This is a genomic window from Streptomyces sp. 8N616 (assembly GCF_052246385.1).
Lineage (GTDB): Bacteria > Actinomycetota > Actinomycetes > Streptomycetales > Streptomycetaceae > Streptomyces.
Genome location: NZ_JBQQBY010000070.1, coordinates 1 through 12,272, shown reverse-complemented (window position 1 = coordinate 12,272; position 12,272 = coordinate 1). Strand labels below are relative to the sequence as shown.

Sequence of the window (12,272 nt, the reverse complement as noted above, 5' to 3'; positions counted from 1 at the left end):
CGCTACCGAACTCAACGGCCGCCCACGCAAGACGCTCGGCTGGGAAACCCCAGCCGAGCGCCTGTCTAAACTGCTCACCACCACACGTCAGTGATCACGTGTTGCGACGATCCCTTGAATCCAAGCCGGCAAAGAAGGGGGCTCATAATGCGTCGGCTAAAGCGTGTTGCAGAACGCCGTGATCAGGGCATTTCTCTTGTATGGGTGGGGTGTTGAGGGCCGAGCGGGTGTGGGTGGAGACGTTCACTGGGCTGCGGGTTGATCAGTTCGGGCGATTGCTGAAGGTGGTGCGGGAGCGGGGCGGTGAGGGCTGCGGCTGGGGACGCCCGTGGCGACTGCCGCTGGCCGAGCGGGTGCTGTTGGTGGCCGTCTACTACCGCACGAACCTCACCATGCGACAGCTCGCCCCGCTGTTCGGCATCTCACCTGCCACCGTGTGCCGGGTGATCCAACGGCTCGGCCCGCTGCTTGCGCTCGAGCCAGTGCGGGCGCCGGCCGATTCGGTGGGACGGCTCTGGATCGTCGACGGCACGCTCGTCCCGGTTCGCGACCGCGGCGTCGGCGCCTCCTCGCGCAACTACCGGTTCTCGGCGAATGTGCAGGTCATCGTGGACGCGGACACCCGCCTCGTGATGGCGGCGGCTCGCCCGGTCCCTGGGACAACCGCCGATGCGAAGGCCTGGCGGGACTCGGGTCTGGCTGAGCACTGCCAGAACGTGACGGTGCTCGGCGACGGCGCGTACATCAATACGGGACTGGTCGTGCCGCACCGCAAACGCCCCGGACGGCCGCTGCTGAAAGGCGAGGAAGAGGACAACGCCGAGCACCGCAAGGTACGCGCCCGCGTCGAGCACACCTTCGCCCGGATGAAGAACTACAAGATCCTCCGTGACTGCCGGCAGCACGGCGACGGCCTCCACCACGCCGTCCAGGCCGTTGCCCGCATGCACAATCTCGCCCTCGCCGCCTGACCAGATACGCCAACCGCCCCAGCTCAGGCTGCATGATCACGGCCTTCTGCAACACGCTTTAGGGCGTGTATCGAAAGTGCCTGGTGAGGATGGTGGAGAGCTCATTTGTGATCCAGAATGATTGGATGGTCACGCTTGAGACTCCCCGTTTGATCCTGCGTCGCTGGCGCGAGGAAGACGTTGCGCCCATGGCTGCCGTCAATGCCGACCCCGAGGTCATGCGGTGGATCCGTGACGGCAGCGTCCGTGACGAACAACAGACTCGCGGCGGGATCCAGGCATGGGAGAGAGAGTGGGAGTCACAGGGCTTCGGCCTGTTCGCCGTGGAGATCCGGTCCACTGGCGAGCTGGCCGGGTTCACCGGCCTTTCGGTGCCCGACTTCTTGCCGGAGGTACTGCCGGCGGTTGAGGTCGGCTGGCGGCTGGGACGTCCCCACTGGGGGCAGGGCTTGGCCACCGAGGCCGCTGCGGCCGCTGTACGGTTCGGGTTCGAAGGGCGAGGACTGGAGCGGATCGTCAGCATCACTCAGGTGGGCAACGACGCCTCCGAACGGATCACGACCAAACTGGGGATGCATCCGGTCCGTGAGACCGTCAATCCCACCTGCGGTCGGCGAGTACGGGTGTTCGAGTTGTCGTCGGACCAGTACGTCACAACCACTCGTTGATGGCGGCAACGAGGACGGTAGCCTCGTAGCGAACCGCGAGTTTGATGCCCCTATGGATATCAAGCAGCAGTTGGTGGGGGTGCCACCGTGCTTCTGGGCGGGACGATCGTCTGGTAGATCTCGCGTGCGACGTAACGTTTGAGGCAGCGGATGGCTTCGCGACAGGTCTTCCCCTCCCTGACGCGCCGCTCCACATAGCCGCGGGTGCGAGTGCCCCAGCGCAGGCGGGCCAGGACGATGGTGTAGAGAGCGGAGTTGGCTTGGCGGTCTCCACCGCGGTTGAGCCTGCGGCGCTGGGTCTTGCCTGAGGACGCCTCCACCGGGCTGACTCCGCAGAGCGCGGCGAAGGATGCCTCACTGCCCATCCGGTCCGGGTTGTCGCCGACCGCTATCACCAACGCGGCCGCGGTGTCCGGGCCGACGCCGTAGCGGCCCAGGAGCTTCGGTGGGCGGGCAAGTCCGCGGACGTGTTCACTGCGGAGTTCGAGGATGTTCCGAAGAATCTGCGGAAGCTGAAGAAGTCCTATGACTTGGCCGGGGACGCTTTGGCGGCGTACTGGCCGGAGTTGGAGAAGGCGCAGGACGATTCGAAGCGGGCGCTGGGGGAGGGCCGTGAGGCCCGGCGTGACCTTGCCTCCGCGAACACGCGGTTGGACACGGTGAATGGCTGGGTGGACCGGGCGAACAAGAAGGCCAAGGAGTACGAGGATTCGGGGAAGACGAAGGATGTTCCCCCGCCGGAGGAGAAGGAAGTCCGCGCCGCGACCCGCAACGCCACCGACGCCAAGAACTCCAAGGACGTGGCTCAAACGGCTGTGGGCAACGCCCAGTCGGCGCCCTGGATGCGGCGAAGAAGATGGCGCGGATGCCAAGAAGCTGCGTGAGGACGCGGCGACGAAGGCGAAGAAGAAGCTGGAAGAGGCCTCCGACGCGGGGATTCAGAACCGCAGTTGGTGGGAGGAGGCTATCGACTGGGTTTCGGATAACTGGGACACCATTGTCGCGGTCTGCAAGGTCGTCGTCGCGATCGTCGGCATCATCGCCATGATCATCGGTGGTCCGATCCTCGGCGCCATCGTCCTCATCGCCGCCCTGGTCGTCCTCGCCGACACCCTCCACAAATACGCCAACGGCCAAGCGTTGCTGTGGGACGTGGCTTTCGCGGCCCTGGACTGTATCCCCGGTATGAAGGGTCTGACCACCCTCGGCGGTCTGGCCAAGGGAGCCAAAGCACTGGCCAAGACCGGTCTCAAGGGTGCGGCGCTTGCCGCCAAGGGGCTGGGCAAAGGTGCCCGCGCGTCTGCCCGTCAGATGGTCAAGCTGTTCTGCAAGAACGACCCCATCGACGTGGCGACCGGCGAGATGGTCACCTCCGACACCGACCTCTTCCTGCCCGGCATCCTCCCACTGATAATCGCCCGGCATTACCGCACCGGAGCCAGAAGCGGGGGACGGTGGTTCGGCCCGTCGTGGACCTCCACCCTCGACCAGCGTCTTATCCTCGACGACCACGGCGTACGCTTCACCACCGACGACGGCATGGTCCTGCACTCCCCCGTGCCAGAGCCAGGCGCACCGGTGATGCCGGTGGAAGGCCCGCGATGGCCGCTGCACTGGTCGGGCACCGCCGGGGCATCCATGGGCGTGGAACAGCCGGAGACCGGCCAGAAGCTTCACTTCGCCCCCGTAGACGGGGCACCACGAGCCGAACTACCGATCACATCCATCACGGACCGCAACTCAAACGCCATCACGTTCCGCTACCACGACGGCAGTCCAGCCGAAATACTCCACACAGGCGGCTACCACGTCGGCATCACGGTCCATGAAGGACACGTCAGCCAGCTCACCCTGCGCAGCGGCCCCGACCACACCGTGATCACGCGCTACGGCTACGACCAGCACGGCAATCTCAGCGAGATCTACGACGCATCCGGACAGCCGCTCACGCTGTCCTACGACGACCAGCGGCGCATCACCGGATGGGAAGACCGCGTCGGCACCTGCTTCGCCTACACCTACGACCTGCAAGGCCGCTGCATCCGCACTCTCGGCTCAGACGGCTACTTCGCCAGCACCTTCGCCTATCTCGACGAGCCCCGCCAGACCGTCTACACCGACTCCCTGGGACACCGCACGACCTTCGACCTCAACGAGGCCTACCAGGTCGTGCGCGAGACCGACGCGCTCGGCGCCGTCACGCTACGCGAGTGGGACCGCTTCGACCGGCTCCTCTCCACCACCGATCCGATCGGCCGCACCACCACCTACCACTACGACGCCGCGGGCAACACGCAAACGATCGAGCTGCCCGACGGCGCGATCCTGAGCGCCGAGTACAACGACTTGGGCCAGCCGGTCACCATCACCGAACCCGACGGCGGACGGTGGCGGCACACCTACGACACCCAAGGACGCCTCACCGCAAAGGAGAACCCGGCCGGCGCGGTCACCCGGTTCGACTACGACGACCGTGGAGCGCGACGAAAGGTCACCGACCCCACCGGCGCGATGCGCCGAATAACCACCGACCCCACCGGCCTGCCCACAGCCATCACCGACCCCCTCGGCGGAGTCACCACCTACACGCGCGACCGCTTCGGCAACGTCGTCACCATCACCGACCCCCTCGGCGCACGAACCCACCTGGCCTGGCGCCCCGACCGGGCGCCTGGTCTCCCAGACACTGCCCGACGGATCCACCGAGCGATGGCAGCACGACGCCGAAGGCAACCTCCTCGCCTACACCAACGCCGCCGGCAACGCCACGCGCTACGAACCGGGCCCCTTCTCACTGCCGATGGCCCTCACCCAGCCCGACGGCACCCGGCTCACCTACACCTATGACACCGAGCTCCGCCTGACCAGCGTCACCAACGTTCAGGGCCATACCTGGACCTACGAATACGACGCCGCAGGACAGGTCGTAGGCGAACAGGACTTCAACGGCAGGACCACTACCTACCGCTACGACCTGGCCGGACAACCTCTGGAGCGCATCAACGGAGTCGGCCAGAGCATCCGCGCACAATTCAACGCCCGCGGCGACCTCATACGGCGCAGCACCGACCAGGGCGACACCCAGTACACCTACGACGCAGCAGGCCGCCTGCTGACCGCAACCAACTCCCAGGCCACGATCACCTACCGGCGCGACGCCCTGGGAGCCGTCCTCAGCGAAACCTGCAACGGCCGCTCCCTGGAACTCTCCTACGACCAACTCGGCCGACGCACACGCCGACGCACCCCCGCCGGTGCCGTCACCGCATGGGAATACGACGCCGACAACCACCTCACCGCGCTGCGGACAGCCGGTCGCAGCATCCAGCTCCACTACGACATAGCCGGCCGCGAAACCGAACGACGCCTGGCCGACGCCGCCGTGCTGACCCAGTCCTGGGACTCCTCCCACCGCCTCACCGAGCAACTGCTGACCCGCACCGCACACGGAGCAACCTCTCCTGCGCAGACGCTCGGGCGCCGCGCCTACGGATTCCGCCCCGACGGACTGGTCACGGACATCGACGATTACCCTCACCGGCCCGCGTAGATTCACCCTCGACGAGGCAGGATGCCCCACCACTGTCATCTCCAGCAGCCAGCGCGAAGACTATGCATACGACAGCAGCGGCAGCCTCCTCACCACCCGCCTGACGCCCAGCCTCCCGGCGGAAGAAGACAACACCGACCGCAGCTACGACGGCCTACGACTGAGGCGAAAGGGCCGCACCACCTACGAGCACGACCGGCAGGGAAGGATCATCCGGGCCAGCCGCAAACTCCTCTCCGGCGGCACACGCACATGGCACTACACCTGGGATGCTCTGGACCAACGAGCAATGCTCATGACCTGTGGATCGGTTTCGGGCTGGACGCGAAGGGCGTACCTTCCCGAGTGATCGACTTCTGGTCATCGAGTAGGCCGACGTTGCACCGTCGGTCGGGAAGGCACGCCCGTGCTGAGCGGAGTGAATGCCGATGGAACAACCGAGACCGGCTCCCTGATCGACGACATCGTCCGGGAGCGTGCGAGGCGGATGCTGGCCGCAGCCCTGGAGGCCGAAGTCAATGCCTTTGTAGCTGAGTTGGCCGGCCAGAGGGACGAGGCTGGACGCCGCCTGGTCGTGCGCAACGGCTACCACCAGCCGAGGAAGGTCACCACCGCGGCCGGGTCGGTCGAGGTGAAGGCCCCGCGGGTGACGACAAACGTGTCGATGCAGAGACGGGCGAGCGTAAGCGGTTCTCCTCGGCGATCCTGCCGCCGTGGTGCCGCAAGTCCCCCAAAATCAGCGAGGTGCTGCCGCTGCTCTATCTGCACGGCCTGTCGTCCGGGGACTTCGTGCCCGCGCTGGAGCAGTTCCTCGGATCGACGGCCGGCCTGTCGGCGGCGACGGTCACCCGGCTCACCCAGCAGTGGCAGGCAGACCACCAGGCGTTCGGCGAACGCGACCTGTCCGGCAGCGACTACGTCTATGTGTGGGCCGACGGCATCCACCTGCGCATACGCCTGCGCGAGGCGCAGTCGTGCGGGCTCGTGCTGATGGGCGTGCGCGCGGACGGCACCAAAGAGCTGATCGCCATGAGCGACGGGTACCGCGAATCCGCCGACTCGTGGGCGGATCTACTACGCGACTGTGCACGCCGGGGCATGCGGGCCCCGGTCTTGGCGGTCGGCGACGGCGCCCTGGGCTTCTGGAAGGCCCTGGCCGAGGTATTCCCGAGGCCCGCCATCAAAGGTGCTGGGTTCACAAGATCGCCAATGTCGCGAACGCCCTGCCGAAGTCGGCCCAGCCCGGCGCGAAGAAGGTCCTGCAGGAGATCTACAACGCCGAAGACCGCGACCACGCGCTCAAGGCCATCACCGCGTTCGCCGCGGCCTACGGCGCGAAGTTCCCCAAGGCCGTCAAGAAAATCACTGACGACGTCGACGAGCTGCTGGCGTTCTACGACTTCCCCGCCGAACACTGGATCCACTTGCGCACGACGAATCCGATCGAGTCGCCCTTCGCCACCGTCCGGCTGCGGACCAAGGTCACCCGAGGCGCCGGCAGTGCGGCCGCCGCCTTGGCCATGGTCTTCAAGCTCGTCGAGTCCGCCCAGCACAGGTGGCGGGCCGTGAACGCACCCCACCTCGTCGCCCTGGTGCGCGCCGGAGCCCGCTTCTAACGAGGCCACCTGGTCGAACGAGGGGAAGCTCGGGTGGCATGACTGTCTTCCGGGCAGGTCCGCCGTGGTCTCCGCTCCAGAGGCTGGGTGTTATTCGGTGAGCCGAAGCGGTGGCAGTGGCAGCGGCAACCCCGGCAGGCCGTCGATGCTGGTCGCGATGTGCTCCTTCTTCTGGAAGTACACGTCGAGCGACTCATCAGTCTCGCGCGCGAAGCGCGACGCGTGCAGCGAGCGGTCCTCGTCATAGGTCATGCACGGGACGGCGTACCCGCAGGTGTCGCGGATCTTCTCTGCGGTCACGACGATGATCGCTCGCAGGCCGTGCAGGGTCGGGTCGATGTCCGGGAAGGACCCCATCAGCTCCACCCATCGCGCATCGTCGCGGAAGACCGGCTCTCCGCGGCCGTGCACGCGCACGATGTTGGGCGGACCCTCGAAGGCGCACCACATCAGGGTGATGCGGCCATTCTCGCGCAGATGGGCGATCGTCTCGGCGTTGCTGCCAGCGAAATCGAGGTAGGCCACGGTGAGTTCGTCGAGCACAGCGAACGAGCCATTCAAGCCTTTAGGCGAAAGGTTGACGGTGCCCCCGCCGTCCAGCGGCGCCGTCGCGGTGAAGAAGATGTGCTGCGCCTCGATGAAGGCACGCAGCCTGCCGTCTATCGGCTCGTAGCTCTTTCCCATACGCCGATTATGACGGGCCGTTGATCCCTCCCACGCGGCACGAGGCAGGGATCACGCACCAAGGGGATCGACCAGCGCCAGCCCAGATCACGATCAACCAGACCGGGTGAGCGGCGCCTCGTACGTGATCCACAAGTCTTGACACTTGCTCCGGCCGTCGGGGGTGCGCAGGGGTGAGGCGTGTTCCTCAAGCCATTCTTGGTTGGCGCGCAGATCTGCCTGCAACAGAGGCCACAAGCGCCTGGGAGTGTCCCGGTAAGGCCCATAGGGTGGCGCCTGCCCGGTGTAGAAGCGGTACACGGTTGTGTCGAAGATCGGAACCAGATGAGGCCGCTTGCGATGAAGGATCTTCGTCACCGACACAGCCTTGAACCCTGGCACGCCGTGCCCGCCTGCTTCGCCCGACGCGATCAGCGCCTGATCGACCAGTGCCCACGCGCCCTCACCAGCGCGGAGGTCAGCCTCGAGAAAGGTCGCGGAACGCCCGGCAGCCGAATCCAGCACGGCCTGCATCGCCTGAAGCACCAGCGCGCCCGGCCCGTCCGGACGGAACAGCGGCACCACCTGCCGGTACCCGATGGGCACGCTCAACAGGGCCGGCGCCAGACAGCCAGGGGAGTGAGGACGCAGGGATCGCCTTGCCGGTCGTAGGTGGCAAAGGCCCTTTCTCCCGAGGGGTCGGTGTAGGTCTGCAGGTGCTGCGCCGCACAGGAACGTAAGTCGGCGATGCTTCTTCTCGGCTCGGTCACCGGGTGAGGCTAGGGCGGCACCATGGTTGCCGGCCACTCCGCGGGCGACAAAACACCCGACGGCAAAGCCGTGATCGAGGGACTGGGCCATGGGGCTCAGCTGGAGCCGTCCGTACCGCAGCGGCCGCTGTCATCGGACTGCGCGGTGGTTGTTGGGTCAGTCGCGCTGGGCGAGGAGTTCCAGGAGACCGGCTCGCCCTGTCCAGTACGCGTCTAGTGGGGCCGGCACGTAGTGGCGCACCTCGGGAAGGTCTTCTCCGCTGATTCGGATGGTGCAGGTTGCGGGTCCTGTGTCCACGTGCAGCGTGATATCGGGAAGGGTGAGGGACCAGTCCCAGGAGCCGTGCTTGTCGTGGTGGGGGCCGACGCGCGTGCCCGGGTACTCGGCGTCCGCCACGCGGCAGGTGACGGGTTCGCCGGCCGGCGACTTGATGGTGGGGGGCAGGACATGGCTGCTGTGCTCGGCCTCGACGAGCAGCCGCGCGGTTCCCGTGAGGGGCCAGGGGGGCGGGTCTGCGGCGTCGATGTGGGGAAGGTACGCCGTCATCAGCCGGGAACGTGTCCCGGTATCCTCGCGGACCACTTCTCCCTGGCGGTCACTGGTGCGTTTGCGTGCGCGTTCGGTTTCGCTTGCCAGCAGGACGCGCGAGGCAGTGGCGGGAGCCTCCACGGGTTCCAAGGTGGACCGCCATGGCGAACGCGAGACGTGTGCCGCGGGCCGCAGGCCACTTGCATGCATGGTTCCCCCTTGCGCTGACGCGGTGCCGGCGGCGGAGCGATGGCCGGCCGCCAGCACCGCAGTGGAGTCAACTCACGTCAGTACACGTAGTCGGAGTGGTTCGGATAACCGGAGAAGCACACCCGGCCGTCCACCAGGTAGGCCGTCCCGGATGTGACGCGTCCGTAATGGTACGTTCCGCCAGGAGCGGTGGTGTCGTCGGTCTGGATTTCCGAGGACCATTCCGAGTCCGGCCACATCGGACCGACGTCTTCCCATTCGTAGTTGTAAACGCCGCTGTCCCACTCGCCCCGGGTGTTCACGTACCAGGCGAAGTCGTACGCGGAGCCGTTGACGATGAATCCTGTGATCCACTCGTACTGCTGAGGATTCGGGTCGTCCTGCAGGAAGAAGTAGGAGAGCCCGCAGTTTCCCGTGACCACGTTCCTGGGCGAGAGCGCCTGTTCACGAGCCTGGTCCGCGTCCGCGGGGATGCGGGCGATCTCAGCCCCGGTCTTGCCGTCGATGAGGACCTTCTCATCGCCCTCGATCCGGACCTTGTTGCCTGCCTTGCGGGCCGCTTCCTCATCGATCCCGCCGACGTTCATGCCCGCCTTCACCGCACCCTCCGGCACCGAATCGGCGTACGGCGCCAGTTGGGTGCTGCTGGTGGCTCCATACGCTGTCGGAGCACTGGTGACGCCACAGGCAGCCAGGATCATCGCTGCGCTCGCGATAACCCGTAAGGACATTCGCTTCCGTATTTTCATGGTCCTCCTTGCTGTCGGTCCGGCCGTCACGGTGTGCGTCGGCCGGCTTTCGATCGCCTGGAGCACACGAGTCATGCAGACGCGCGCATGACATTGAGGAAATCTTGTGGCGCGTTCGGCGGTCAACTGAAATCGGGGTAACGAAACCTGGTCTGCGCCATAATTGGCACTACTGCACCGCAGGCCAGCCCCGCCCACTCAGCCGCCCCCTGCTCACGTCGACGCCGGAATGGCGCATTCGCCCTCGTCGTAGTGAGGAACGTTCTCGGTGAAACGCTGGATCTTTCCAACGCTGCATTCCTTCGATGAAGCCAACCTCTGCTAACGCCTCGATGACAGCTCAGCGCATGTCGGATAGGTGGCCCGTCGCTGACCGGGGATGGTCAGCTGCCAGTAGTCGCCGGACCTCTGCCAGCGTGAGGGGAACGAGGGGGATCCGTTTCTCCGGCCTCCGTTGCGTCGGCTCCGGCCTGAGCGGATATTGCGGCGAGGAAGGTGTGGGCCACGATGGCCAGGGTGATGCCGGTACCAGCCGACAGAGCCAATGCCGGGCTGCAGGTCGACCGGCCGGGGCGCCGCCCCCACCGGGGAAGGGGCAGGCGGCAAGGGCGGACATCTGTGCGGGAAGCGAGGGTTATTAGGCCGGGCGCTCGCGCCGGGCTTCCAGCACGTTCTGTACGGCGCTTGAGGTCTTCTCCTGGCCGGTGTGGTCGGCCCACTCGTGGGCGTCGTGCTCGGTGAGCTTGACCGTCTCCCCGGCCGCGGTGGCGGCGAAGTTGAATTGGCGGGTCTTCTTGCCGCTCTTGGAGAGGTAGTCGAAGTGGCCCAGGTAGTCGCCGACGGCGGTGACTTTGAGGCCGGTCTCCTCTTCGACCTCCCGGTGCAGGGCGTCGATCAGGGTCTCGGCCGCCTCGATACTGCCGGAGGGAAGCTCCCACAGCCCGCCGAGGTAGTCGTCGGCGGTGCGGTGCAACAGCAGCACGTTGCCGTCCGCGTCGGGGATGACGGCGCCGACGACGATCTTGGTGATGCCGTCGCGGGCAGCGGCCTCAGTGAGCTCGGTGATCAGGGCGGTGTCCACGGGTGCGCTCATACCAGCAGGTCCTTGTGGTGGGTGGCGACCTTGGCAAGGGCCGTGGTGTAGGCGTCGGCGAGAGGGATGTCCGTCTCGCGATGCCACACCGGGAGCTTCAGCGTCGTGCCGTGCACCTGCTCGGCGTCGGCGAAGTCCCCCTTGGTGGGGCCTTGGTGGTCAGCGTATCCGGGCAGCAGGACCCCGGGGTGCTGGAACAACGGATGATCAGCCAGGGGGCGGGTGGAGCCCGGCAGGTCAGCGGCGGTGGCGCCCTCGGCGTGCAGAGCGTCCAGGAACCGCTCGATAGGCAGCCCGCCGAGCTCGCCGGCTCGTACCGCAGCGGCAGCGCGTACCAGGCAGGAACCGCCCGGTCCGGCAGCCGCGGCACGCGGATGCCCGGCACGTCCTGCAGGGCTGCGCACAAGCGCTGAGCGATCGCCGCCCGTCCGTGAGGTAGTTGCCGAGCCGGTGCAGCTGGGTGCGGGCCAGGGCGGCGGCCAGCGGGTGGATGCGGAGCTTGAGGCCCATGCCGGTGACCGCGTACTCGGCGAGTGGGTGGTCGGCGGGGATCTCGCGGCGGCAGCGCTTGTTGTACTGACCGTGCAGCAGCACCCGGTAATAGATCTCGCTGTCGTCGGTGGCGACCAGCCCGCCCTCCCCGGCGGAGAGGGGCTTGGGGCCGTTGAGGCTGAACGCGGCGGCGGTGCCGAAGCTGCCGGTGCGCTGACCTCCCCAGGGGGCGCCGTGCGCGTGGGATGCGTCCTCCAGCAGCATCAGCCCACGCTCCTGGGCGAACGCGGCGAGCGCGTCCATGTCCTCGGGAATGCCCCACAGGTGCACGGCGACGACCGCCTTGGTGCGGGCGGTGATGCGGCGTGCGGCGTCGGCGAGGTCGAGCTGCCCGCTGTCATCTCGGCTACCACGACAAGACCACCACCAGGCTCCGCAACGAGACCGGCGGGACATGGCGCGCGTGGTTGGGACAACCAGCTGTGGCGGCTCGGTGACGACCTCGCCGTCCGGTTGCCCTGGGCGACGCAGTCTGCGGACGCGCTGCTGCGCAAGGAGCATGCCTGGCTGCCGGCTCTCGCCCCGCACCTTCCGCTGCCGGTCCCTGTCCCGCAGCGCCTCGGCGAGCCCTCCGAGCAGTTTCCGCGACCCTGGATCGCGAGACGTTCGCGGCCTGGCTGGCCGAGCATCCCTGCGCCGAGATCATCTGCCGGGACCGGGCCACCGCCTAGTAGCGGGGCTGGGCGCCGACCGGGAGTATCGATCGGCGCCCAGGAGGCCAGCTTGGTCAGCGCTTAGGGCAGACCTTTTTGAAGCCTGATAATGATCTTGATCAAACGCATGAGTTCCTTTCACCCATACTTTTGACATGCCCACGGCATATCGAGTTCAGGAACCTACCATGATCGGCGAGTGTCGGACTCCGCCCCTGCGGAGTCGGCCGGGTGTTGGCGGGGGACGG

The 12,272-nt window shown here is 66.9% G+C and carries 13 protein-coding genes and 3 pseudogenes; 8 read left to right on the top strand and 8 right to left on the bottom strand.

The window, feature by feature from the left end:
- Positions 1-200 precede the first annotated feature (200 nt).
- Both ACTWQC_RS35350 and ACTWQC_RS35345 read left to right on the top strand, forming a co-directional pair.
- Positions 201-971, top strand: coding sequence for a transposase family protein (locus tag ACTWQC_RS35350; protein WP_443319966.1), 771 nt, complete (start codon positions 201-203; stop codon positions 969-971).
- 125 nt (positions 972-1,096) lie between these two features.
- Entirely contained in the window at positions 1,097-1,639 is a 543-nt protein-coding gene (locus ACTWQC_RS35345) for a GNAT family N-acetyltransferase (RefSeq protein ID WP_443319965.1), read from the top strand.
- 59 nt (positions 1,640-1,698) lie between these two features.
- On the opposite strand, the pseudogene ACTWQC_RS35340 reads toward ACTWQC_RS35345, so the two are convergent.
- Positions 1,699-2,085: pseudogene (locus tag ACTWQC_RS35340) on the bottom strand (transposase); the annotation flags it as partial.
- Between the two features lie 21 nt (positions 2,086-2,106).
- On the opposite strand from ACTWQC_RS35340, the gene ACTWQC_RS35335 reads away from it, so the two are divergent.
- From ACTWQC_RS35335 to ACTWQC_RS35320, 4 genes and pseudogenes are all read left to right on the top strand, one after another.
- Positions 2,107-2,523 carry a hypothetical protein gene (locus ACTWQC_RS35335; protein ID WP_443319964.1) on the top strand — a complete coding sequence of 139 codons (417 nt, stop codon included), beginning with the start codon at positions 2,107-2,109 and terminating at the stop codon, positions 2,521-2,523.
- A 160-nt stretch (positions 2,524-2,683) separates the two neighbouring features.
- A complete protein-coding gene (locus ACTWQC_RS35330) occupies positions 2,684-4,486 on the top strand; it encodes a DUF6531 domain-containing protein (protein WP_443319963.1) in 1,803 nt (600 codons plus the stop codon).
- Positions 4,440-5,189, top strand: a complete 750-nt coding sequence (locus ACTWQC_RS35325; RefSeq protein WP_443319962.1) for a hypothetical protein — start codon at positions 4,440-4,442, stop codon at positions 5,187-5,189. Before ACTWQC_RS35330 ends, ACTWQC_RS35325 begins: the two co-directional genes overlap by 47 nt.
- A 406-nt stretch (positions 5,190-5,595) precedes the next feature.
- Positions 5,596-6,805, top strand: a pseudogene (locus ACTWQC_RS35320) (IS256 family transposase).
- 90 nt (positions 6,806-6,895) lie between these two features.
- Here ACTWQC_RS35320 and ACTWQC_RS35315 read toward each other — a convergent pair.
- The 4 genes from ACTWQC_RS35315 to ACTWQC_RS35300 form a co-directional block, all read right to left on the bottom strand.
- Positions 6,896-7,489, bottom strand: coding sequence for a pyridoxamine 5'-phosphate oxidase family protein (locus ACTWQC_RS35315; RefSeq protein ID WP_443319961.1), 594 nt, complete (start codon positions 7,487-7,489; stop codon positions 6,896-6,898).
- A gap of 93 nt (positions 7,490-7,582) precedes the next feature.
- Positions 7,583-8,329 (bottom strand): DUF6308 family protein, encoded by a 747-nt coding sequence (locus ACTWQC_RS35310; protein ID WP_443319960.1) that lies wholly within the window; start codon positions 8,327-8,329, stop codon positions 7,583-7,585.
- Positions 8,330-8,395: 66 nt separating this feature from the next.
- A complete protein-coding gene (locus ACTWQC_RS35305; RefSeq protein ID WP_443319959.1) occupies positions 8,396-8,785 on the bottom strand; it encodes a hypothetical protein in 390 nt (129 codons plus the stop codon).
- A gap of 269 nt (positions 8,786-9,054) precedes the next feature.
- Positions 9,055-9,564 (bottom strand): hypothetical protein, encoded by a 510-nt coding sequence (locus ACTWQC_RS35300; RefSeq protein WP_443319958.1) that lies wholly within the window; start codon positions 9,562-9,564, stop codon positions 9,055-9,057.
- Here ACTWQC_RS35300 and ACTWQC_RS35295 point away from each other — a divergent pair.
- Positions 9,563-9,817: a hypothetical protein gene (locus tag ACTWQC_RS35295; RefSeq protein WP_443319957.1), complete on the top strand. Its 255-nt coding sequence runs from the start codon at positions 9,563-9,565 to the stop codon at positions 9,815-9,817. The genes ACTWQC_RS35300 and ACTWQC_RS35295 overlap by 2 nt on opposite strands.
- Positions 9,818-10,363: 546 nt before the next feature.
- Here ACTWQC_RS35295 and ACTWQC_RS35290 read toward each other — a convergent pair.
- From ACTWQC_RS35290 to ACTWQC_RS35280, 3 genes are read right to left on the bottom strand one after another with little or no spacing between them, the layout of a single operon-like run.
- On the bottom strand, positions 10,364-10,819 hold the full coding sequence (locus tag ACTWQC_RS35290) for an NUDIX hydrolase (RefSeq protein ID WP_443319956.1): 456 nt from the start codon (positions 10,817-10,819) through the stop codon (positions 10,364-10,366).
- Positions 10,816-11,019, bottom strand: coding sequence for a hypothetical protein (locus ACTWQC_RS35285; protein WP_443319955.1), 204 nt, complete (start codon positions 11,017-11,019; stop codon positions 10,816-10,818). Before ACTWQC_RS35285 ends, ACTWQC_RS35290 begins: the two co-directional genes overlap by 4 nt.
- Before the next feature lie 37 nt (positions 11,020-11,056).
- Positions 11,057-11,767, bottom strand: coding sequence for a DegT/DnrJ/EryC1/StrS family aminotransferase (locus ACTWQC_RS35280; protein WP_443319954.1), 711 nt, complete (start codon positions 11,765-11,767; stop codon positions 11,057-11,059).
- On the opposite strand from ACTWQC_RS35280, the pseudogene ACTWQC_RS35275 reads away from it, so the two are divergent.
- A pseudogene (locus ACTWQC_RS35275) lies at positions 11,711-12,010 on the top strand (phosphotransferase); the annotation flags it as partial. The gene ACTWQC_RS35280 and the pseudogene ACTWQC_RS35275 overlap by 57 nt on opposite strands.
- Positions 12,011-12,272: the final 262 nt, after the last annotated feature.